General features: G+C 59.6%; 23 protein-coding genes. 8 read left to right on the top strand and 15 right to left on the bottom strand.

Annotated features, from left to right (window positions below):
* Positions 1 to 2: 2 nt before the first annotated feature.
* From HDC30_RS03585 to HDC30_RS03540, 11 genes are read right to left on the bottom strand one after another with little or no spacing between them, the layout of a single operon-like run.
* Positions 3 to 1139: a glycosyltransferase family 2 protein gene (locus tag HDC30_RS03585; protein WP_183780821.1), complete on the bottom strand. Its 1137-nt coding sequence runs from the start codon at positions 1137 to 1139 to the stop codon at positions 3 to 5.
* Positions 1132 to 2100 carry a glycosyltransferase family 2 protein gene (locus HDC30_RS03580; protein ID WP_115989417.1) on the bottom strand — a complete coding sequence of 323 codons (969 nt, stop codon included), beginning with the start codon at positions 2098 to 2100 and terminating at the stop codon, positions 1132 to 1134. The genes HDC30_RS03585 and HDC30_RS03580 overlap by 8 nt, the downstream gene beginning before the upstream one ends.
* Positions 2097 to 3467 carry an O-antigen ligase gene (locus HDC30_RS03575; protein WP_183780817.1) on the bottom strand — a complete coding sequence of 457 codons (1371 nt, stop codon included), beginning with the start codon at positions 3465 to 3467 and terminating at the stop codon, positions 2097 to 2099. The genes HDC30_RS03580 and HDC30_RS03575 overlap by 4 nt, the downstream gene beginning before the upstream one ends.
* A complete protein-coding gene (locus tag HDC30_RS03570) occupies positions 3464 to 4555 on the bottom strand; it encodes a glycosyltransferase family 4 protein (protein ID WP_183780814.1) in 1092 nt (363 codons plus the stop codon). Before HDC30_RS03570 ends, HDC30_RS03575 begins: the two co-directional genes overlap by 4 nt.
* Complete coding sequence (locus tag HDC30_RS03565) at positions 4552 to 6144, bottom strand: Wzz/FepE/Etk N-terminal domain-containing protein (RefSeq protein ID WP_097088755.1); 1593 nt, start codon at positions 6142 to 6144, stop codon at positions 4552 to 4554. The genes HDC30_RS03570 and HDC30_RS03565 overlap by 4 nt, the downstream gene beginning before the upstream one ends.
* A 17-nt stretch (positions 6145 to 6161) precedes the next feature.
* Positions 6162 to 7187 (bottom strand): polysaccharide biosynthesis/export family protein, encoded by a 1026-nt coding sequence (locus HDC30_RS03560; RefSeq protein ID WP_103367654.1) that lies wholly within the window; start codon positions 7185 to 7187, stop codon positions 6162 to 6164.
* A gap of 21 nt (positions 7188 to 7208) precedes the next feature.
* A complete protein-coding gene (locus HDC30_RS03555; RefSeq protein ID WP_007961335.1) occupies positions 7209 to 7856 on the bottom strand; it encodes a CpsD/CapB family tyrosine-protein kinase in 648 nt (215 codons plus the stop codon).
* Positions 7856 to 8530 (bottom strand): sugar transferase, encoded by a 675-nt coding sequence (locus HDC30_RS03550; RefSeq protein ID WP_227698837.1) that lies wholly within the window; start codon positions 8528 to 8530, stop codon positions 7856 to 7858. The genes HDC30_RS03555 and HDC30_RS03550 overlap by 1 nt, the downstream gene beginning before the upstream one ends.
* Positions 8485 to 8592, bottom strand: a complete 108-nt coding sequence (locus tag HDC30_RS29420; protein ID WP_227698836.1) for an ESPR-type extended signal peptide-containing protein — start codon at positions 8590 to 8592, stop codon at positions 8485 to 8487. The genes HDC30_RS03550 and HDC30_RS29420 overlap by 46 nt, the downstream gene beginning before the upstream one ends.
* Positions 8593 to 8620: 28 nt before the next feature.
* Entirely contained in the window at positions 8621 to 9658 is a 1038-nt protein-coding gene (locus HDC30_RS03545; protein ID WP_097088761.1) for an NAD-dependent epimerase, read from the bottom strand.
* A complete protein-coding gene (locus HDC30_RS03540) occupies positions 9655 to 11007 on the bottom strand; it encodes a UDP-glucose/GDP-mannose dehydrogenase family protein (protein ID WP_115989421.1) in 1353 nt (450 codons plus the stop codon). The genes HDC30_RS03545 and HDC30_RS03540 overlap by 4 nt, the downstream gene beginning before the upstream one ends.
* A gap of 389 nt (positions 11008 to 11396) precedes the next feature.
* On the opposite strand from HDC30_RS03540, the gene HDC30_RS03535 reads away from it, so the two are divergent.
* The 7 genes from HDC30_RS03535 to HDC30_RS03505 all read left to right on the top strand — a co-directional run bounded on the left by HDC30_RS03535 (position 11397) and on the right by HDC30_RS03505 (position 18728).
* A complete protein-coding gene (locus HDC30_RS03535; protein WP_115989422.1) occupies positions 11397 to 13094 on the top strand; it encodes a sulfatase-like hydrolase/transferase in 1698 nt (565 codons plus the stop codon).
* 195 nt (positions 13095 to 13289) lie between these two features.
* A complete protein-coding gene (locus tag HDC30_RS03530) occupies positions 13290 to 13943 on the top strand; it encodes an ABC transporter ATP-binding protein (protein WP_027611612.1) in 654 nt (217 codons plus the stop codon).
* Complete coding sequence (locus tag HDC30_RS03525; protein ID WP_183780811.1) at positions 13940 to 16411, top strand: FtsX-like permease family protein; 2472 nt, start codon at positions 13940 to 13942, stop codon at positions 16409 to 16411. Before HDC30_RS03530 ends, HDC30_RS03525 begins: the two co-directional genes overlap by 4 nt.
* The gene (locus HDC30_RS03520; protein ID WP_183780808.1) at positions 16401 to 17471 is read left to right on the top strand and encodes a lipocalin-like domain-containing protein; all 1071 of its coding nucleotides are present in this window, start codon (positions 16401 to 16403) and stop codon (positions 17469 to 17471) included. Before HDC30_RS03525 ends, HDC30_RS03520 begins: the two co-directional genes overlap by 11 nt.
* Positions 17472 to 17621: 150 nt before the next feature.
* Complete coding sequence (locus tag HDC30_RS03515; RefSeq protein ID WP_115989425.1) at positions 17622 to 17864, top strand: hypothetical protein; 243 nt, start codon at positions 17622 to 17624, stop codon at positions 17862 to 17864.
* Positions 17865 to 17875: 11 nt separating this feature from the next.
* A complete protein-coding gene (locus HDC30_RS03510; RefSeq protein ID WP_027611616.1) occupies positions 17876 to 18058 on the top strand; it encodes a hypothetical protein in 183 nt (60 codons plus the stop codon).
* A gap of 85 nt (positions 18059 to 18143) precedes the next feature.
* Complete coding sequence (locus HDC30_RS03505; protein ID WP_115989426.1) at positions 18144 to 18728, top strand: hypothetical protein; 585 nt, start codon at positions 18144 to 18146, stop codon at positions 18726 to 18728.
* Between the two features lie 329 nt (positions 18729 to 19057).
* Here the strand turns inward: HDC30_RS03505 and HDC30_RS03500 are convergent, their stop codons facing one another.
* Positions 19058 to 19864, bottom strand: a complete 807-nt coding sequence (locus tag HDC30_RS03500; protein ID WP_135296161.1) for a glycosyltransferase family 2 protein — start codon at positions 19862 to 19864, stop codon at positions 19058 to 19060.
* Positions 19865 to 20079: 215 nt separating this feature from the next.
* Between HDC30_RS03500 and HDC30_RS03495 the strand changes: the two genes are divergently transcribed.
* Entirely contained in the window at positions 20080 to 20892 is an 813-nt protein-coding gene (locus HDC30_RS03495) for a VanW family protein (RefSeq protein ID WP_115989428.1), read from the top strand.
* A 37-nt stretch (positions 20893 to 20929) separates the two neighbouring features.
* Here the strand turns inward: HDC30_RS03495 and HDC30_RS03490 are convergent, their stop codons facing one another.
* From HDC30_RS03490 to HDC30_RS03480, 3 genes are all read right to left on the bottom strand, one after another.
* Positions 20930 to 21427, bottom strand: coding sequence for a hypothetical protein (locus HDC30_RS03490; protein WP_097088777.1), 498 nt, complete (start codon positions 21425 to 21427; stop codon positions 20930 to 20932).
* Entirely contained in the window at positions 21420 to 21812 is a 393-nt protein-coding gene (locus tag HDC30_RS03485) for an Imm50 family immunity protein (RefSeq protein ID WP_097088779.1), read from the bottom strand. Before HDC30_RS03485 ends, HDC30_RS03490 begins: the two co-directional genes overlap by 8 nt.
* Positions 21813 to 22189: 377 nt before the next feature.
* Positions 22190 to 22810: a hypothetical protein gene (locus HDC30_RS03480; protein ID WP_003226256.1), complete on the bottom strand. Its 621-nt coding sequence runs from the start codon at positions 22808 to 22810 to the stop codon at positions 22190 to 22192.
* Between the last annotated feature and the right edge of the window lie 44 nt (positions 22811 to 22854).

Raw genomic sequence — 22854 nt, 5'->3', positions numbered from 1 at the left:
TCTCAACGGTTCTGTTCAGGGTTCCACTGGGCATATCGGTGGCCGCGCAGGAACTGCCACAGGCCGAGACTCATCCCGGCGAGGGTGACCAGCAGGAACGCGGCCAGACGAAACGGTTTGGGCAAGCGATGTTGCGAGTCCAGCAGTCCGGCCAGCGCAATGGCGTAGCCGAACAGTTGGGCGATCAGGGCCAGTCGATAGAAACCGTGGTCGTCCCACAGCCAGAAGTTGCTCAGCAGCAGCGGCAGCAGGAGGATCGGTGCCAGGCGCCGAATCAGTTTGTGGCTGATCAGCGCCAGCGAATACAGGCCATGTTTGAGTGGGTTGAGCAGCTCACTGCGCTGGGCGAGGCTTTGCAGGCCACCGACGGTGACGCGTTGACGGCGGCGGAACTGTTTGTCCGCTTCGTCGACACCGTGGTCGATCACTTGCGCCTCGGGCACGTACACAATGCGCTTGAAGGCCACCGGTGCACAGGTGCTGAGAAAGAAGTCGTCGTTGACCTCCGCCGGCACGCTCTGGAACAGCTCGCGGCGCAGGGCGAGCAGGGCGCCGTCGGCCGAGACCATGCAGCCGGTGCGATTCTCCACCCGACGCAGCCAGCCTTCGTAATGCCGGTACAGGCTGTCGCCGACGCTGAGGCCGCCGCCGGTCACTGGAATCACCATGTGCCCGGCGCAGGCGCCGACATTCGCGTCACTCAGCGGTGCGAGCAGGTAGCCGAGGGTTTCCCGCGACCATTGGTTGTCGGCGTCGGTGAACACCAGAATATCGCCAGTCGCCAGGGCTACGCCGGCATTCAGCGTCGCGGCTTTGCCTTGGCGCGGCAGGTCGAGGACAGTGATGCGCGAATCAACCACTTTGTGCGCGCGGGCCACGGTGTCGTCGGTCGAGCCATCGCTGGCGAGAATGATCTGCAGCGTGGCCGGCTGATAGTCCTGCGCCAGCAGCGTGCGCAACTTGTGCTCGATGTGCCGCGCCTCATTGTGCGCGGCAATCACGATGCTGATGTTCAGCGGCGGCGCCGGGCTGTGGCGCCAGGCCGGGAACAGCGGCGCCAGCACAGTCAGCAGAAGCGGGTAGCCAAGGTAGGCATACACCGGCAGCAACAGGCACATCCAGAAAATGAATTCAGCCACGGGCAGGCCTCCTGGCGTTCCAATGACACAGACTGAGAATGAACGCGGCGCCCGCCAGGTGCAGACGCACCCAGTGCAGGCCCCACAGTTGCACGGTCAGGCCGATGTCGTGGTGTTTGATACTCTGCCGCACGCTTAGCACCAGCCCCGGCAGGAGGGTCAACGCGACCATGAACGCGGCGTGATGCGGGAAGCCGTCGAGCAACGCTGAAATCGCCAGAAAGTCGAGGATCCACACCGCAATCGACAGCAGCGGAAAGCGCAACAGACGCAGGCTGAAACCGTGAGTACGCAGCAGTTGCAGATGACTGCCCTGACGCCACATTTCCTTGCCCATCCACTCGCGCCAGTTCATCTCATAGCCCCAATGCAGGGCCACGCTGCTGTTCACCGACAGCAGCCGCGCGCCTTGTTCGTGCAGGCGCAGGGTGAACTCCTTGTCCTCGCCGGTGCGCAGGTGTTCGTTGAAGCCGCCAACCTTGTCGAACCAGCACCGGCGCATCAGCAGGTTGGAACTGGGCAGCCAGTCCACCGGGTGCGAGCTCTGGCTGGACGGGCGCAGCGTGCGCCGTTGCCAGGCGGCGGCGTACCACGGCGCGGCAGCGGGGGTGTGCAGGTCGAGGCCGAACACGTCGGCCTGACCCTCGGCTTGCAGCTCGAACAAGGGCTTGAGCCAGTCTTCGGGCATCTCGACGTCGGCATCGATAAACGCGATCCACTCGCCGCTTGCCAGCAGCGCACCGCGATTGCGCAGCGCACCGATCAGCAGGCCCGGCAGCACCAGCACCTGTGCACCGAACTGGCGGGCGATGTGCGGGCCGTCGTCGCTCGAACCGTTGTCGACCACAATCAACTCGCACTCGACATCGGCCGCATGTGCGGCTTTTTGCGCCGCCAGCAGCGTACGGCCGATGTGCCGGGCCTCGTTGTACATCGGGATGATGATGCTGATCCGGCTCATGTTCTGGCCTCGGTCAGTGGCGCCTGTTCGGCCTTGAGGCGCAGGACGCTGGTCAGCGCGAGCATGATCCACACGTACTTCTGGTTCGGTGCGCTGAGGAACATCAGGAACAGGGTCAGCGACAGAAAGCTCACCCCGAGGTGAGTCATCAGGTCCGCCTGCTGCCAATCGCGCCGCAGCATCCACGCGGCGCGGGCGCGGATCAGGTTGTACAGGCCCAGGCCGAGCATGCCGACAAACAGCAGGCCGGCGGGGATCCCCAGCTCACTGAAAATTTCCAGATAGGTGTTGTGGGCGCGGCGGTACAGGTCACCGATCTTGCGGTTGGCGGAAAACGCCTTGGCGTAGCCGGTGGTCGCGTAGTGCAGCGGGAAGGTGCCGGGGCCGGAGCCGAGCAGCGGGTTCTCGCGGATCATCTGCCCGCCGACCACGATGTACGAGGCGCGCCGGCCGAGGGATTCGTCGTCGTGGCCCTTGGCGCCGGCGCTCAACACGCTCAGGGACTGAATGCGTGCGAGGTAACCGGCGGGCATGGCGTAGATCGCCAGCGGAATCACGATGGCTGCGCCGAGCATGGCGAACCCCAGGTGCCGTGGGCGAATGCGGGTCAGTTGCGCGCGGTAGTGCCAGCAGCCGATCAGCAGACTCAAGGCCACCACCACCAGTCCCGAGCGCGACTCGGTCTTGGTCATGCCGCCCAGCAGCAGCAGGCAGCAAGCGCCCCAGAACAAGCGGTGCAACAGATTCGGCCCACGAATCACCAGCAGCAGCGCCAACGGAATGGCGAAGGCGATCAGCAGGGCGAAGGCGTTGGGGTCTTCAAGCAGACCGGCAGCGCGGCCCTGATCCTGGAATTTGACTGAAAACATCGCCATGGCACAGGTGGCGCTGACACTCAGGGTCACCAGGCGGGCGAACAAGTCGAGATTCAGTTCGCGGCCGATCAGCAGGGTGATGACAAACAGGATCAGCCCGACGCTCAGTTCACGCAGATGCCCCAGCGACATGCCCAGATCATCGGTGTTGAACAGGCTGAGGAAATACAGCACCAGGAACCACAGCAGAAACCGCCAGATATTGCTGCGCAGGCGCTCGGACGGAATCTGGTGCATGGCCAGTTGCAGCATCAGGATCACCGCCAGCGAGGCGCCGATCAGTTTGCTCCCGGACAATGCGCTGTCCTTGAAGAAACCTTCGAACGGCACCAGTGCGGCAATGCCCAGCAGGCCCAAGGCCGGCTTGCGATACAACACTGTGAACCCCACCAGGCCAATGACCGCGCCGGGTGCGAGAAACGGATAAGGGCTGGCGAGCAGTCCGATGCATACCAGACCGAGCAGCGTGACGATCGAGAGCGGGAAAATCATGCGCGTGCCTCCCGTGCCGTGCGGATGTACAGCTGCGACCAGCGTTCGGCCAGGGCCTTGAGGTCGTAGCGATCCTGTTGCGTACGCTTTGCGTTGTCGCACAAATGCCGGGCCAGCTTCGGCTCGCTCAACAGGTTGTCGAGCTGACGGGCGAGGTCGGCGCTGTCGGCGGGTGTCGCCAGCAGACCGTTATGCCGGTGCTCGAGCACATCGGGAATGCCGCCGACGGCGAACGCCACCACCGGCACGCCGCTCTGCATCGCTTCGAGCAGAATCATCGGCGTGCCTTCGGTGCGCGAGCTGATCACCAGCGCATCCAGGCGCTGCCACCACGTTTGCATGGCGGTCTGGTAGCCGGGCAGACGAATCCGTTGCTGCAAACCTGCGGCGTCGATCCGCGCCTGCAGCGCCTCGCGTTCCGGGCCGTCGCCGAGCATCACCGCGTCCAGTTGCGGATGCTGGTGACACAGCGGAATCAGCGCATCGAGAAACAGGTCCGGACCTTTCTCGCTGCTCAGGCGCCCGACGTAACCGGCCAGCCAGCGCTGGCGGTCAACGGTGCTGATCAGCGCGTCGGCGGCGGGCAATCCGTTGGGGATCACCTGAAGCTTTTCCGCCTGCACGCTGGCCTGACGATGCAATACGGCGATGCTCTCGGCCACGCACACCACCCGATCCACCGACGCCGTGCGGCACAACTGCAGACTCAGCCAGGTGTAGAACTTCTGTTTGCGGCTGCGCGGGGTGAAGCCGTGTTGGGTAATGACCAGCGGCAAACGCAACAGCGTCGCGCCGACCCAGCCGAACAACAGCCCTTTGAAGTTGTGCGTATTGATCAGCGGCCGTTCGCTGCGCCGCGCCCGTAGGTGGCGCAACAACTCGCCGAGCCCGGCGCAACCACGACAGTCCACCCCGGCCTCGCGAAAGCGCGCGATCAACGCCGGTGGTGCATCGAGGAACAGCACCTGGTGCTGCCCCGGTGTCGCCAGGCAGTGATCGAGCAGCATGCGCTCGGCCCCATAGAAGCCGCCGCTGCTGAGCAAGTGAATGATCGGCAGCGCGGCGTTCGGGGTGGACAGCGTGTTCAATTGCGCACCCAGTGCACGAAGCTTGGCACGGTCCAGTTCTTGTGCGGATTGCTCGGCAGCACGTTTTCGTCGTTGATCACCAGCAACACCGGCAGGCCCAGTTCGTGGGTGATTTGCGCCGGGTGTTTGAAACGGTGATCGAAGAACTCACGCACATAGACCAGGGCAATCGCCAGCAGCAGACCGGTGAACAGCCCGAACGGAATGATCAGCAGCGGTTTGGGGAACGCCGGCTCGGTCGGCTCGAACGGCGGGCTGAGCACCTTGGCGTTCGACAGGTCGTCGTTGAGCGAACCGGCGGTGCTGCTTTCGGCGAAGCGTTGCGCATAGGTCGAGAACGCCGTGTGCAGCGCGTCGATTTCCGTGTCCATCTGCCGCAGCTTGCTCTGGGTCTGTTGCAAGGTGTGGATGCGGTTCTTGAACTCGGCGATGCGCGCGGTTTTCTGATTGATCACCTGTTGCACCACGGCCAGGTCGTTGGTGCGTTCCTGAATGCGGTTGCTCACCACTTTGAGGAACTGCTGGCGGGTGCGGGCGATCTGTTCGCGGGTCAGCAGCATCGGCTCGCTGCCGGGCTGGAACACCGCGAGGTCATTCATGTAGCGGCTGACCTGGGTGGTCAGTTGCTCGCCCAACTGTTTGATTTCCCGATCCTCGAACGCCACGTTATCGACGGTGGTGGTGAAGGTGAAGGGGAAGGTGTAGTCGTTGAGCTTGTTGCTGCTGGCGGCCGTCAGCGCGGTTTTCAGGTATTCGAGCCAGCGCTGGCTCTGTAGCAGACGATCCTGGTACAGGTTCAGGGCTTGCTCTTCGGTGTTGATCGCGTTCAGGCGGAAGGTGATTTCTTCCTTCGGATCGGACGAAGCAACACTTTCCAGCAGCGCCTGCCGATTACCTTCCAGCCCGTCGAGACGCACCTGATACAGGTGCTTCTTGGTTTCGTAGAAGGATTGCGGCAAGTCGATCGATTGCAGCGCCTGACGGCTGCCCAGATAGTTCTGCAGCAGAGTGGCGACGAACGTCGTGCCCTGATGCGGATCGGGGAAGCTGTAGACGATCGAGATCACGTTGGAGCCGGGCAGGGTCTCGATCTTCAGGCTGTTGATCGCATCTTGCGTCAGGCCGTCGAGCACGGTGTCACGCACCGGATCGGTTTGCAGCCCGAGCATGTTGCGCAGCGGGTTGATCAGGTACTGCCGCAGCGGCGACGTGACATAGCGGCGGAACGGTTCGCTCACCAGTTTGGCGAACACGCCCACCGGCGGGTTGTACTCGCCCTTGTCGCGCAGCTCGCTGATGGTCTGGCGGATCAGCGCCGGGGACCGCAGGATGTTGCTTTCGGTTTCCATGTCCGCCAGCGACGGCGGAATGAAGGTGGCGTTATCGACCGTCAGTGACGTGGTGGCGTCACCCTGGGAGAGTTTTTTCGACTGCACGATCACCTGAGCGGTGATATCGAAGCTCTGTTTGAGCACCAGCGGCAGCAGCAACGCGATGACTGCAAAGATCAGGAAGACCCGTTTCACCAATTGCTTGTTGGCGAAGAAGATCCTGAAGAACTCATGCAGGTAGTTTTCCTTTGGATTCATGATCGGTCACCTGAGAGTCAGTTGTTGTTACTGTCTTTGTTGTCGACGCGGTAGCCGAAGCTGAAGCCCACGCCCTGGAACAGCACCACGTCCGCCAGTTGCCGAGCCAGCTCACCGGCACTCGCCAGTTTGGTTTTCGGCACAAACAGCATGTCGTCCGGTTGCAGGTAGGCGATCTGCGACGCATCGCCCGACAGGGCTTTTTCCACGTCGTAGTGCACGGCCTGCACCTGGTTGCCGTTGCGCCGCATGATCACCACCGAGTCGAGGCGCGCCTTGACATTGGTGCCGCGCGCCAGGGTCAGCGCTTCAAGCACCGACACTGGACGGCGGATCGGGTAGGAACCCGGTTGGCCGACTTCGCCGAGCACGTAGATCTCGTTGCCGGCGGTGGACTTGAGCATCACATCGACGCTCATCCGCCCCGGCAATTGCGCGTACTTCTGGTTGAGGAAAGTTTCCAGTTGGTTGATGGTCATGCCTTGCAGCGGCACCGCGCCGATTTCCGGAAAACTCGCATAACCGTCATTGCCCACGGTGATCTCGCGGCTCATGCCGGTGGCCGGGTGATTCAGTGCGCTTTTCAGGTTCTGCTCATTGGTCAGCGGGCTGATGACCTGCACCGTCAACTGATTGCGGTTGGGCTGGAACAGCTGTTTGCGCTGGTAGGCACGCTGGATTTCATCGCGCGCCTCATCGGCGGTCAGGCCGGCGATTTTCACCGAGGTGTTGGCGCCGGGCAGGTTGATGGTGCCGTCGGGCAGCACCAACTGGTTGCCATTGAGCTGGCTGGCGGCGGTGAAGTTCAGGCCGATCTGGTCACCCGACTGCACGCGGTAGGCGTCCGAGCCGCTGGTGCTGATGTGGAAGATCACATCCAGCACGTCTTGCGGGCGCAAGGTCTGCTCGATCTTCGGCATGTCGGTGGCCTGGGCGTTAGCCGGGGTGGCGGTGAGAATGTTCACCGGCATGTTCTGGGTTTCGGAATTGCTCGAGCAGCCTGCAAGCGGCAGCATCAGCAGAACCAGTATCTTGGCGTTCATGGCGTCATCCCTCGCGTTTGCTTACAGGTTTTTGTAGAGCCACTTGGGCATGTAGTACTTGCGCCGGTTGAACACGCTGCCGACTACTTTCGCGCCGGCCTGGGTCAGGCGTTGCACGGCGGCCTGGGCGACTTCCCAGCGGGTGTCTTCGGCGCGCACCACGAACACCACGCCATCGACCTGAGTGGCGAGCACCAGCGTGTCGGCGGCGGAATACACCGCGTCACCGTCGATCACCACGAAGCGGTACTGGGTGCCAAGTCGGTCGAGCAGCGGGCTCAGGCGCTCGGCGGTCAGGTGTTCCAGAGTGCGGATCGGCCGGCCGTTGGGCAGCACATGGAAAGGCAGGCTGGAAACCTGCACCACGCAGTCCTGCAACAGTGGCGGGTTGTCCGGGTTGAACAGCAGGTCGCGCAGGCCGCGCTCCTTGCCCAGGTTCAATTGCTGCGTGAGGTTGCCTGCCGACTGGCTGGCATCGACCAGCAACACCTGGCCGCTGCTCATCTGCGCCAGTTGGCTGGCCAATGCGAGGGCACTGGTGGTGGTGCCTGCGCCGGGGTTGGCGGCGGTCAGGAACAGGATCCGCAGATCCAGATCCAGCACGGTCGAAATCAGGTTCGATTCGCTGGGGTTGGCAATGCTCAGGCTTTTGTTGGTTGAACCGTCCATTAGCTTGCTCCGTGGCCGCTGAATACTTTGAAGGGGGTTTTCAACAAGATCTTCAGATCAAGCAGGAGGCTCTGCTCGGCGATATAGCTGAGGTCCAACTCAACGCGCTGGTCGAAGTCGATGTTGCTGCGCCCGGAGATCTGCCACAGGCCGGTCATGCCGGGGTAGATGCTCAGGCGCGCAAGGTGGTTGTCCTTGTAGCGGTAGGCGTTGAACGAGGTCGGCCGCGGGCCGACCAGGCGCATGTCACCGCTGACCACGTTGAACAGGTTGGGCAGTTCATCGAGGCTGGTACGCCGCAGGAAACCGCCAATGCCGGTGATGCGTGGATCCTTGTCGATCTTGAAATCGATGGCGTCGACCCCGTGCTTGTTGAGGTGGCGCAGCGATTCCTTCAGTTCTTCGGCGTTGCAGACCATGGTGCGGAACTTGTACATGCCGAAGGTGCGGCCGCGATAACCGGTGCGTTTCTGCACGAACATCACCGGGCCCGGGCTGGTGAATTTGATGGCCAGCGCCAGGCCCAGCAGCAGCGGCGAAAACACCACCAGAATCAGCAGCGCACCGAAGCAGGCCAATACCCGGTTGGTGCGTGACAGCGTCCATGGCCGGCCGCCGTCGCGGCCGGTCAGCCAGCCACGGCCCTGCCGGTGGATGGCGCTATCGAGGCGCATTCGGTGCTCGGGATCCATGCGCTTGTCGCGGCGCATCTGATTGATCGGTACACCTTGTTCATGTCCAGTCATGGGGTCCTCCGCTGATGTTCAGCCGCGAGCGGCGCGTGGGCGATAGGCAGTGGGGTAGTAGTCGCGAAACCAGGCGATGAAACGCCCCAGTCCTTCATCCAGCTCGATCCGGGGCTGGAACCCGGTGGCCTGGGCCAGATCATCGGTCTCGGCACAGGTGTTGAGCACATCGCCCGGTTGCAGGGGCAAGAGCTCGACAATGGCTTTCTGGCCGAGGTGTTTTTCCATCAGCGCCAGATAGGTTTTCAGCTCCACCGGGTGGTGGCCGCCGATGTTGAACAGGCACCACGGCGCCATGCTGCTGCCCGCGTCGGGATGTTCACGATCCCACTCCGGGTGGCTGTGCGGCGGATGGTCGGTGAGGCGCGCGATGCTTTCGACGATGTCGTCGATGTAAGTGAAGTCGCGCTGGTGCTCGCCGTAGTTGAACAGTTTTAGCGGCGTGCCTTCGGTGATCGCCCGGGCAAACTGAATGGGCGACATGTCGGGCCGACCCCATGGCCCGTACACGGTGAAAAAGCGCAGACCGGTGCTGGGAATGCCGAACAGATGGCTGTAACTGTGGGCCATCAGCTCGTTGGCTTTTTTGGTCGCGGCGTACAGCGACAGCGGATGATTCACCCCGTCATGCACCGAGTACGGCGTGTGCTGGTTGGCGCCATACACCGAGCTCGACGAGGCGTAGATCAAGTGCTCCACCGGATGGTGCCGGCAGCCTTCGAGAATATTCAGGAAACCGCAGAGGTTACTGTCGAGGTAGGCCTTCGGATTTTCCAGCGAGTAGCGCACCCCGGCCTGCGCCGCGAGGTGGATCACCACTTGCGGTTGCTCGCGGACAAACAGCGCTTCAATCGCGGCGGCATCGGCCAGATCGATCCGCGCCAGCGGGAAATGCCCGACCTGATCGCGCACCCATTGCACCCGATCGTGTTTCAGTTGCGGGTCGTAATAGCCGTTGAAGTTATCCAGGCCGACCACCGCATGCCCGTCGCGCATCAGCCGCAACACGCAATGGGCGCCAATGAAGCCGGCTGCGCCGGTGACCAGGATTTTCATGGGCGCAGTCCTTCCGGAGCGATGTGGCGCAGGCCGATGCCGCTGTAATGCAGACCGGCGGCGGCCACGTGTTCCGGGTTGTAGAGGTTGCGACCGTCGACAATCACTTTCGAGCGCAGCTTGCTCGCCAGCAGCTCGAAATCCACTACGCGAAAATTCTTCCACTCGGTGCAGATCACCAGCGCATCGGCATCTTCCAGGGTGTCGTCGCGGGTGGCGCACAGGTGCAGGTCGTTGCGATAGCCGTACAGGCGCCGGCATTCGGACATGGCTTCCGGATCGTAGGCCTGCACGCTGGCGCCTTCGGCCCACAGCGCGTCCATCAGGTAGCGGCTGGGGGCTTCGCGCATGTCATCGGTATTGGGTTTGAACGCCAGGCCCCAAATCGCAATCGACTTGCCGGCCAGACCCTGCGGAAACTGCGCCTTGAGTTTGCCGAAGAGGATGTGCCGCTGGCTGTCGTTGACGTCGGTGACGCTGCGCAGCAATTTCAGCGGCATGCCGTTGTGTTCGGCGGTGTGCAGCAGGGCGCGCAGATCCTTGGGGAAGCATGAACCGCCGAAGCCGCAACCGGGGTAAATGAAGTGGTAGCCGATGCGCGGGTCGGAGCCGATGCCTTTGCGCACCGCTTCGATGTCGGCGCCGAGCAGTTCGGTGAGGTTGGCCAGTTCGTTCATGAAGCTGATGCGCGTGGCGAGCATGGCGTTGGCCGCGTACTTGGTCAGTTCGGCGCTGCGGTTGTCCATGAACATCAGTTTTTCGTGGTTACGGCAGAACGGCGCGTACAGCTCGCTCATCTGTTCGCGGGCTTCGTCATCGCGGGTGCCGACGATGATCCGGTCCGGGCGCATGCAATCGGCGAGGGCGCTGCCTTCCTTGAGGAATTCGGGATTGGACACCACGCGGACCTTGAGGGAACTTTTGCCGCGACGGAGCAACTCTTCGCTGGCCTTGGCGGCGACCTGGTCGGCCGTGCCGACCGGCACCGTGGACTTGATGATCAGGGTGCGATCGGCCTCCATGTGCGAGGCGATCTCCCGAGCCACGTTCAGCACATGGGTCAGGTCGGCGGAACCGTCTTCATCGGCCGGCGTGCCCACGGCGATGAAAATCAGCTCGGCATGCTCCACCGCGTCGCTGGCCTGAGTGCTAAAGAGCAAGCGGCCGGCCTTGATGTTTTCTTCGAGGGTGCTGGAAAGACCAGGCTCACTAATAGGTGGCACAGCTTGTTGCAGTTGCTTGATCTTGTTGGGGTCAATATCGACACATAAAACCCGATGCCCTACATCTGCAAGTGCGGCGGCTTGAATTAATCCGACATAGCCGGTGCCAAATACGCTCACGTCCATCTGCGCACCCTCGATAGAGCGAAAAGAAGAAGTTCGGAAGAAGACTGTAAAAGGGGTATAGCGCAGGGTTTAGAAAGCGTGTCAGCAAAATGACATGTTGCACCTGTATAACACTTGAGCGCTTTTTGGCGATTGGCCATCAAGTCATTGCTGCGATTGGATTTGTTGCTTTTTTGCAGATTTGTTCAGATTCAAAATAAGCGATAAACGGTTGTAAGTCTTTAATTTAAAGGCTTCTAGCGTTTGGTGTGTGTCAGATTTGAGTCACCGGTTTTTTGACGCTTTCTAAAGAAAACAGTCAATTCTTGCGCTTTGATGGCTGGGTGCTAGTGTCAGGTTCTGACCGACAAACCTTTGACTCCCTGCCGTTTTGCACGAGCGGTATCGCCATGTTCAGATATGCCAAAGAAGTACTTTTAATTGTTTATTTGCTGCTTTATTCCGAATATTACGTTGATCGGTTAAATGCTATCGGCGTCGGTTTTGCTGTACTTCTTTTTGGCGCGATGTTTTTGGCGCTTACTTTAGCGTTATATCTAACGGCTTATATTCGTCAGGCTCTCATTCGCCACTTATTCGCAATAACACTGTTTGTCTCGGCGGTGTTTTTCGATGTCTATACCCGGGTCACCGCGGATTACCTGAGCTACAGCAGTTTTGTCTCGCTGGTGTACTCCGGCGGCTTCATTCAGGAGGCCGCCTACCAGTATCGCGACGCGATCATTCATGGCGCGCTCAGTGGTCTGCTGTTGCTGTTCGGCATCGGTCTGAAACCGCGCCATGCACTGGTGGTGCCCAACACGTTGCGTGTGGCGGCGCCGGTGTGTGGTGTGCTGCTGTTGAGCGCGGTGTTGTTCCTGCGGGCGGGCGAGGGCGCGCGCGGTTTGCCGATCATGTACACGCCGCTGGCCTATCTGAACCTGTTCGCTTATGAAGCGCTGCACAACACGGTCGGCCCGCGCGAGCCGGTGACGCTGGCGCGCAACGCAGTGGCGATCAATCACGACATCGTGCTGATCATCGACGAAAGCATTTCCGGCAATTACCTGGACATCAACGCGCCGTTCGGAGTGCACAGCAACCTGAATCAGGCGCATCCGGGCGTCGACATTTTCAACTACGGCTACGCCGCATCCATCGCCAATTGCAGCGCCGACACCAACGTCACGTTGCGCTACGGCGGCACCCGCGCCGACTACATGCGCATCAACAGCACGCTGCCGTCGATCTGGCAGTACGCGAAAAAGGCCGGGTTGCGCACGGTGTACATCGACGCTCAGCGCACTGCCGGCAATCTGCAGAACCTGATGACCGACACCGAGAAAAAAGACATCGATGAATTCGTCCAGTTTGACCAGACCAGCGTGCGTGACCGCGACATGGCTGCCGCCGCCAAGCTGATCGAATTGCTCAACGATGATCAGCCGGAGCTGGTGGTGATCAACAAGGTCGGCGCGCATTTCCCGGTGCACGACAAATACCCCGACGCCTTCATGGCCTACCGTCCGACCTTGCCGCGCGGGCAATTCACCGAAGTCGCCGACACCGGCAAACGCGACGGTTTCAACGGCCAGCCGGATGACTGGGTGCTGTACCGCAACGCCTACAAGAACACCGTGCTGTGGAATGTCGGCGAGTTCTTCGCCCGGGTATTTGCCCAGGCCAATTTGCACAATGCGCTGCTCATCTACACCTCCGATCACGGTCAGGACCTGCATGAACGCGGCAACCCCGGGCTCAATACCCACTGCGGCGGCGATCCGGTGGAGGAAGAAGGGCTGGTGCCACTGGTGGTGATTCAGGGCGATCAACTGCACGGGCCGGACTGGGCGCAAGCGTTGCCGGCGAACAAGGATCGCTCCAGTCACTACAACATTTTTCCGACGCTGCTGCAGTTGATGGGTTATGACCTGGCTGGAGTCGAGGCGCTGTACGGCAAACCGTTGACGCTGCCGACGGCGGACGACTTCACCTTCAACTACCGCTTCAATGCGCGGCTGGGGGCCAAGCCTGAGTGGAAGCACATTGATTTGAAGACCATCGTCACACCGGGTGCGGCGGCGACCAGTGTGGCGACCGGGCAGTGAGATTTGCGCGGGGTTCAATGGCCCCATCGCTGGCAAGCCAGCTCCCACAGTGTTTGATGGTGAAGCTGATATTTGTGGACAACCTCAATTCCTGTGGGAGCTGGCTTGCCAGCGATGGGGCCATTGGTTTCAACGCTGATCTGCTCAGGCCGCAATCCGCTATCCTTGCCCCACACTGACCCAACGGATGGCGGCATGCTTCAGGTTCAAGGCGTGTTCAAAAGTTACCTCACCCCCCAAGGCCCGCTCCCGGTGCTGCAAGGCGTCGACTTGACGCTCGAAGCCGGCAGCAGTCTGGCGCTGATGGGCGAATCCGGCAGCGGCAAAAGCACCTTACTGCACCTGATTGCCGGCCTCGACAAGGTTGATCGCGGCAGCATCCACAGCGGCGAGCATCGGCTGGAGCAGATGAACGAAGCGCAACTGGCCGACTGGCGCCGCACGGAAATCGGTCTGGTGTTCCAGCAGTTCAACCTGATCGGCAGCCTGCGGGTCGAGGACAATCTGGCGTTCCAGGCGCGCCTGGCCGGGCGCCATGAGCCGCGCTGGCAGGCGCATCTGGTGCAGCGTCTGGGGCTGGGCGATTTGCTCAAGCGTTATCCCGAACAACTTTCCGGCGGTCAGCAGCAGCGGGTGGCGCTGGCCCGGGCCTTGGCGTCGCGGCCGAAACTGCTGCTGGCCGACGAACCCACCGGCAGCCTCGACGAAGCCACCAGCGACGAAGTGCTGCGCCTGTTGCTCGAGTTGCTGGATGACACGCCGACCACGCTGTTGATGGTCACGCACAGCCCGCGGGTTGCAGCGCGGCTGGCGCAACGGGTGGTGTTGTCCAATGGCCGTCTGACGTGAACGTGTTCTGGCAAACCCTGCGTGCGCTGCTCAGCCACTGGCGGCGGCATCCGGTGCAGTTCTTCAGTGTGCTGACCGGGCTGTGGCTGGCCACCAGTTTGCTGACCGGGGTCGAGGCACTGAACAGTCAGGCCCGCGACAGTTACGCCCGGGCCAGTCAGATGATTGGTGGCGAACCCCAGGCCAGTCTGGCCACACCGAGCGGTGCGACCTTCACCCAGCAGTGGTTCATCGATCTGCGCCGCGCAGGCTGGCCGGTGTCGCCGCTGCTGCAGGGACGGCTGCTGCTCAAGGATCACCAAGACCAGCGCCTGCAACTGATGGGCATCGAACCGGTGTCGCTGCCGATGGACGCTGCGGTGGCCGGGCAGGCGATGCCGATCGAGCGCATCGTCGCGTTCTTCTCACCGCCGGGCAGCACCTGGATTTCCCCGGAAACCCTGCACTCCTTGGGCCTGACCGAAGGCGCCACGCCGCAAACCGCCAGCGGCCAGACGCTGCCGCCGCTGCACGCGCAAAAGGACATGGCACCGGGCGTGTTGCTGGTGGACATCGGTGTTGCGCAAACCCTGCTCGAACAGCCCGGGCAACTGTCACGCTTGTTACTGCCGAAGGATTTTCATGCCGAGCTGCCGGCCGCGTTCAATGGCCGGCTGCAGCTCAAAAGCAGCGCCGAGGAAAACAATCTGGCGCGCCTGACCGAGAGCTTTCACCTCAACCTCGATGCCTTGGGCTTTCTCTCGTTTCTGGTCGGACTGTTCATCGTGCACGCGGCCATCGGTCTGGCGCTGGAACAGCGTCGTGGTCTGCTGCGCACGTTGCGCGCCTGCGGGGTCAGTGCGCGGATGTTGATCGGCTGTCTGGTCGTCGAGCTCGGTGTGCTGGCGTTGGCTGGCGGGGTGTTCGGGGTCATCAGCGGTTACTGGCTGGCGAGCGTGTTGCTGCCGGATGTCGCCGCCAGCCTGCGCGGTCTGTACGGCGCGGAAGTGGCGGGGCAGTTGCGCTTGAGCCCGTGGTGGTGGTTCAGCGGTATAGGCTTGAGCCTGCTCGGCGCGTTGCTGGCCGGCGCCAACAGTCTGTTGCGGGCGGCACGCTTGCCGCTGTTGGCGGTGGCGGATCCGCAGGCGTGGCATCAGCAGCATGCGCGCTGGTTGCGCCGTCAGGGGTGGCTGGCGGCGCTATTGGGCGTGATCGCGTTGCTGGCGCTGCTGTTCGGCGACAGCCTGAGCAGTGGTTTTGTGTTGATGGCCGGGTTGCTGCTCGGCGCCGCGCTGGCGTTGCCGGTGGTGCTCAGCGCAGTGCTTACTCCTTTGCTCGGGCGCAGTCGTTCGGTGCTCGGTCAGTGGTTTCTCGCCGATTGCCGCCAGCAACTGCCGGCACTCAGTCTGGCGCTGATGGCGTTGCTGCTGGCGCTGTCGGCCAACATCGGCGCCGGCAGCATGACCGCCGGTTTTCGCCAGACCTTCGACGACTGGCTCGAACAACGCCTCAGTGCCGAGCTGTACCTCAACCCGGTCAATCCGGCGCAATCGCGCGAGATGTACGCCTGGCTCAAGCAACAGCCGAACGTCAGCGCGGTGCTGCCCAACTGGCAAGTCGCGGTCACCCTGCAAGGCTGGCCGGCGGATGTCTTCGGGGTGATCGATCATCCTTATTACCGGCAGCACTGGCCGTTGCTCGAGGCGATTGCCGGAGATCCGTGGGCGCATCTGGCGAACGACGATTCAGTGATGCTCAGCGAACAACTGGCACGACGGCTGAAGGTGCGGGTGGGGAATCATTTGAACGTGCCGACACCGGGCGGGGCGTGGTCACCGCGGATCGTCGGGATCTACGCCGACTACGGCAATCCCAAGGGGCACGTGCTGGTCAACAGCAATCATCTGCTGCGGCTGTGGCCATCATTGACACCGAACCGTTTCAACTTGCGCATCGCGCCGCCGGACATCCCGCCGTTTTTGCGCGCACTGCAAACGCGCTTTCAGCTTGATGACAGCCGCATCGTCGATCAGGCGCGACTCAAGGGTTGGTCGGTGCAGGTTTTCGAGCGCACCTTCGCCGCCACCGCCGCGCTCAACAGCCTGACCCTGGCGGTGGCCGGTGTGGCGCTGTTCATCAGCCTGCTGACTCAGAGCCAGAGCCGCCTCGGGCAACTGGCGCCGCTGTGGGCCTTGGGCGTGACGCGCCGCCAGTTGATGCTGCTCAACCTTGGCCAGACGTGGCTGCTGGCGGTGTTGACGCTGGTGCTGGCGTTGCCGTTGGGGATCGCGTTGGCGTGGTGTCTGGACGCGGTGATCAATGTGCAGGCATTCGGCTGGCGTCTGCCGTTGCGGATTTTTCCGCTGCAACTGCTGCAGTTGCTCGGGCTGGCGTTGCTGGCGACGCTGTTGGCCTCGGCGTGGCCGCTGTATTCGTTGTACCGCACACAACCGGCGGATCTGCTGAGGACGTTTGCTCATGAGGATTAACCGGGTTGCGCTGCTGTTCGCGCTGCTGCTGTTGGCCGGTTGCGATCAGCCTGTGCCTGAGCAGAAGGGCTTCGCCGGGCTTGGCGATCAGGCTGCGCAGTTCACCGCTGTGGTGCCGGGGCGGGTATTCAGCTTTCCGGCGGATCACGGCGCGCATGACGGTTTTCGTATCGAGTGGTGGTACGTCACCGCCAATCTCAAGGACCGGCAGGGTCACGATTTCGGTGTGCAATGGACTCTGTTTCGCAGTGCGTTAAAGCCTGCGGCAGAGCAGCCGGGCTGGGGCAATCAGACGATCTGGCTCGGGCATGCCGCGGTGACGTCGGCCACCGCGCACCATGCCGCCGAGCGCTATGCCCGAGGCGGAGTGGGGCAGGCCGGGGTGAACGTCGCGCCGTTCGAGGCGTGGATCGATGATTGGCGCTTCGCCAGTCAGGCGCAGGATCCGCTGACCGATCTGCAACTCAGTGCCAGCGACAAAGCTTTCAGCTATCAACTGCACCTCACTTCCAGTCGGCCGCTGGTGTTGCAGGGTGACAAGGGCTTCAGCCGCAAATCCGAACAAGGCCAGGCTTCGTACTATTACAGTCAGCCTTTTTTTCAGGCCAGCGGCACCCTGCAAATTGACGGCCAGACCTACACCGTCAACGGCCCGGCGTGGCTGGATCGTGAATGGAGCAGTCAGCCGCTGGCGGCCAATCAGACCGGGTGGGACTGGTTTTCCCTGCACCTGGACAGTGGTGAGTCGCTGATGCTGTTCCGCACCCGGCAAACCGACGGCGCGCCGTATCTGACCGGCACCTGGATTAACGCCGACGGCCGGACCGAAACCCTGCACGGCGAGCAGATCAAACTCACCCCTCAGGACACCGCCAAAGTCGCAGGACGCAAGATGCCGGTGCGCTGGTCGATCAGCATTCCCGACAAACACCTCGACATCAGCCTCGACGCGCTCAATCCCGCCGCCTGGATGAACCTGCGCATCCCTTACTGGGAAGGGCCGGTGCGGATCAGCGGCAGCCATGGCGGGCGCGGCTATCTGGAAATGACCGGGTACTGACGCTCACACGCAAAACCCGTGGGAGCGGGCTTGCTCGCGAAAGCGCCGGTACAGTCACCCACCGAGCAATTGCCCGGAACTCCGCCCCGTCTACCACCCTCTACCGATCAATCCCGGCCCATTTCCGAGACCCCGGCGAGGAGCCCGCCCATGAGCGACGACCTGCAACCCCCAGACCTCACCACCTGGCAGCGCCTGTTCGACGATCAGACCTACTGGCAGCAATCGCCCGACGCTCACTACTTCGACCTGCAGCGCATCGCCGACGATCTGCTCGGCCAGGGCGCGATCGATCTGGAGCAGTGGCAGATCCTGCGTGCCAAGGCCGACGATCTGCACAAGGATTCGCCTGCCGCGAACGTCACCAATGAACTGGATGACCCTGAAGCCTGAGGAACACTCCCATGAAACCCGTATCCCCCAGCGAACACCCCGACGAACCCCGGCCACCGGGAGAAACCGAGCGCGACAACGACGCCCTGCGCCCGACCGACCCCAAACAGCGCGAGGACAGCGGCAAGGGCACCACCAGTGGCGAATCCACCGCGCAGGAGACCGCCGCGGCAGAAACGAAAGCCAAGCCCTGAACAGCGACTATGCTCAGTGGCACATTCGGCGCCAATCACACGTTGGCGCCGGTTGCTGCCATTCATTACAGGGAAAGTACCGCTTATGAAGTTCCACGCTCTGGCCAAGGCCATCACCCTCGCAACCGTCCTGTCCGCCACCAGCTTCGGCGCCATGGCGGCCGATATTCCGCTTTCTGCTACCGTCGAGGCCGATCAGGTCACCACCAAAGTGCTGGCCGTCGATGCGGCCAACCATCAGGTCGTGCTCGAAGGCGCCGAAGGTCGTCAGGTTCACGTTCAGCTCAGCGACAAGGCGAAAAACCTCGCCAATCTTCAGGTCGGCGATCTGGTAAAAGTCGAAGTACAACGCTCGGTGGCGGCTTACCTCGATACCGATGTGGATAAAGGTCTGCCTGGCACCGTCGAGCGTAGCGGCGAGCTGCGCAAGGCACCGGGCAGCGAAAACCCGGGCGGCGAGGCTTATCGCCAGATTCAGGTGCAACTGAAAATCACCAAAATTGATTTGAAGAATAATCAGGTGACCCTGGAAAACCCTCAAGGTAAGTCGAAAATCCTCGACGTCAAAAAGCCTGAAATTCAGGCCAAGCTGAAAGATTTGAAAGTCGGGCAGAGCGTAGTTGTCACTTATACCGATGTATTAAAAGTGACCAGTCAGCATGAAAGCTGAGTATTAACTCTACAAGATGATTGTTCTTGTACAGATTATTGTATGAGAACAATCATCTGAAATGAGCTGAGCCGTGCTTTGAAAGTTTCACGAAAGGATTTCGTCGATAAATATCTATTAACTTTTTCGTACATAAAATTTACCTTTGTGTATGACGACATATCTGCCAACTTCTATTAAAATCCTTCCCGTTCGCCCAGTGTCAGGGCTCTTTACCGGTGCATGGATTGCCAGGCCATTACACTGGGCGAACACCTCTTCGGAGCGGATGTATACAATTTCAGATAAAAAAAGGGCGACTTTGCAGTCGCCCTTTTTTGTGTTCGCGATTATGCCGATGCCTGCCCCTCAAATCGTTTGAGGGTGGCTTCATACATCTTGGTGCGGCGGTGGTTTTTGCCGTACGTGCCGGCGGCGGCGACGGTTCCTGCCTGGATGTGATCCAGATAGCGGAAAATCTTGCGTGGTGACAGCAGCTTGATGCCATAGCCCAGACCGACCATTCGATCCTGCAGGGTATAACCGGGCACTCGGTCATCCATGCAAAAGTGCAGTCCATGGGACTTCATCAACTTGGCGTTCCACAAAGTGCAGAAACTCTTGAGGTGAGTTTCCCGATAAGGTTTCGGCTCTTTACTGCGCAAACCCAACGCAGTTTTCGCCCGGCGAATATAGTGTTTGCAAAACCGCGAAGTTAGTCGCCAGGTGTCTCTCAGAATCCCTCGATTGATTTGCTCGACACACCCGACTGCGGCGATGTCCGCAGACTTTGTACACTCACGCAGCATCATCGCGAAGACTTCCTTGTCGTAGACAAAGGTGTCGGTGTGCAGCAGAAACAGATAGTCGGTTTCAACTTTTTCCAGCGCCAGATCCAGCGCCTTGCCATGCGCAATATGTCCCGCTTCTTTGCCGGGGGAGGGACGTTCGATCAGATTGATCCAGTCCAGCGAACGCAAGTAATCCAGGCTGGCATCCGCCGAATCATTGTCCACCACCCAAACCGGAATGCGCTGCGCCTGAACGTGCTGACGCAATAACTCCAGGCACATCCGGGTGATGTCCGGGGTTTTGTAATTTACCAATACAAGACTGAAATTCGGCTGCGTAACGGCTGGTAAATCAAACTGGCTCATTCGGTAAGCTCATCCGCGGTTGATCGGCGACAGGTGTCTCTCGGGCCGGGATGCTAGCGACGCAAGCTTAGTTGAAGCTTAATTCGCCGTTCAGCAAGCAATTCGAAGTGTGTCGAGCCACGACATCTCGCGCACGACGCAAGCCGTCCCACAGGCTAAACTGCGCGCCCCTAACACGCTTCAAGGACAAAACGGCGCCTGCCGTTGCCTCACGGATGAAACCACTTTCCCTCTACCACCCGGCCCTGTACTGGCTGCGCGTGTGGCAAAAAAGACTGTTCCGCCAGATCGCCTGGCGTTGCTCCAGCAAACGCTACGCACGCCTGGTTGCCGGCGCTGACCGTCTGCCATTCCGCTACCTGAAACACACCTCGAAACTCATCCGCAAACTCGGCGACTCCGACCTCGCCCTGCAACACAACAAAGTCATCAACCTCAAACTCGCCGTCGCCGCCATCGACGGCCTCATCATCGCCCCAGGCGAACACTTCTCCTTCTGCCGCCTCGTCGGCCGCCCAACCCGCAAACGCGGCTACGTTGAAGGCATGGAACTGTCCTTCGGCGAAGCACGACGGGGTATCGGCGGCGGAATCTGCCAACTGAGCAACCTGATCCACTGGATGGCGATTCACTCGCCACTGATAGTCGTTGAACGCTCCAACCACAGCTTCGATCCCTTCCCGGACGAAGGACGAGTCCTGCCATTCGGTTCCGGCGCGGCGATTTTCTACAACTACGTTGATCTGGTACTGCACAACCCGACGGATCGGACGTTTCAGTTGAAGTTGAATGTGGGGGACACGCAGCTGGAGGGGGAGTTGTTGTGCGATCGGGTGCGGGAGTATCGGTATCACGTGTTTCAGAAAGGTCACCGGTTTGTGCGGGAGGGGGAGCGGGTGTATCGGGAGAATGAGATCTGGCGGGAAGTGCGGGAGAAGGGGCAGGTGGGGGAATTGGTGGAGAGGGTGAGGTTGTATCGGAATCGGGTGGTGGTTAAGTATGAGGTGATGGACGAGTTGATCGGGTAGGGCGCACCAATAGCAACATGATATTGGCGCCCACTGGTCAGTTTCTGAAATAAAGCTCATCCAGTTGGCGTTTGCGTATGGACAGATACTCTTCCCATACCTTGGGGAAGTCTTCATCTTTGGTCAGCGGGAAGGTCAGATAGATGTGCCTTCCAACCACACTGATGTATTGCCTCACACGCTTGAAGGCGGGTTGTTCGTAAGCTGCCACGCTTTCGTCATAGGCGTCATGGTAGTGATGGATGCTCACTCGGTGCGGGGCGATCATGCACCGCGAGAAATCGATCACCCAGCAGCTGTCAACGGCTGTGCTCAAATAACCGTAGACACCGTCGCTGGATAGACGAATGCACGAATTAGCCTGGGTGCCGTCGTCATCGTTGACCAAAATGATCTTGTCCGCGAAGTAATTGATATTTCTGCCGTCAGGTCCTTGCAGGAGCAAGCTCCAGCCTTCGGCTCCCATGCGGAACTCACCGTTGTTTTCGAAGGTGGCGGTCCAGTTGTTGGCGAGTGTGATTTGATGTTTATTCATGGGTGCTCATGTAAACAGAAGGGCCACAAAGTAATGGGTATTTTGTTTTGAACTCTAATAGAGAGTTTTCATTTTCTGCGCGGATAAAAAAATACTCGTCAATCTTCTCTATTTTGATAGTGAGGCTCTCTCGAGTAGGTATGTTTTTTAAGAGTAATTCCTTGACTCCGTTGCAGCTCAAGCCAATGCGGCAAGTGTTGAATCCCATCTTTATCCATTTTTCAGGTGCGGAGTCGGGGATTTCTGGGATATCGAATTCGAAGGTTATGTTAGGTCTGTTGTTGTCGATTGTTATTTGGAATAACTTTATCGTGCTAATTTTAATAGGTTTGGTGAACACTCTATTGAATAAGGTGTAGCCATCAAGTTCATTCCAGGTTTTCATTTTTTTTTCTTGAAGGGGTAGTGTTCTTTGGTGCCGGGGACCTTTCAGGTTCTAGTGTCATCGAAGGTAAAAGAGGCAAAAGGGCCAGATTTGTTTTCAATATCTTTTGGGTTGTCATAAATAATAAATCTGTCCCCTTTTGTCTCAATAGGAAGTAATAGTAAAGGTAATATGTCGAGGCAGGGGTCTAGTTTCATTGTTCATATTTCGGAAAGTATTTTGTTTCATTGTTTTTGAAAGCTCTATCGAGCGGTTGAGGTTTTTGTTGTGTGCACTGCAATTCTTTTATGTTGGCCAATTTCCTAGAGTGCTTCTTTGATTGAAAATCTCTGCAAGGAATTCTGAACAATTTTTCTTTCTCCCGATTCGCCACTATTTTATATTGAGTGCAATCGATAGCCTGCATCAAAATCGCATATGGTATGCAAATTGCTGTAGCTAATATCGAATATACCCTGAATTTCAGGTTGAACGCGATTTGCCTGTGAGTTTAATATCCCTACTGATTTCTGAAGTTCGTCGTATGTGGGTATATAAGTGTGGTTTGAAGCAGTGAAGTCGAGGGTTACTTTTTTTGGTGAGATGATGGCAAGGTTGATTAATAATTCAGGGGTTGAGAATGATCTTCCGCCGATATCGTATATTTTATCTTTGTTCTCTAATTTTGGGCCGTAAGATTCGTGCGTCAAGTAGCCACTGTCCTGGTTTAATAAGCGTATTAATTTTTCGTGACCTTTTATTTTTTCAAATGTGATGATGGCTTGCTTAATGACCAGGAAACCGTCCTCGTCCATCTTTTCTAGAAAGCTTGGGTTCTGGTTTTTTATTGAAGAAACTACCGATTTTTCTATTAAGTTAAGGACAAAATTAAATAGTTCTAGTTGGAATTTGTCTTGAATATTTTCGTTTGGAGGTATGTTTATATACGAGATAAGTCCGCCTGCATTATCGAAGTCGATAGCGCCAAAGGATTCTGTAATGTCAATTGAAAAGTTCATTTTGCTCTCTCGATAAAAAATTGATCAAGTTTTTTTGAATCGAT

The organism is Pseudomonas sp. JAI115, from assembly GCF_014200835.1.
GTDB classification, from domain to species: Bacteria; Pseudomonadota; Gammaproteobacteria; order Pseudomonadales; family Pseudomonadaceae; genus Aquipseudomonas; species Aquipseudomonas putida_A.
This window is presented reverse-complemented; position numbering and strand designations above follow the sequence as displayed.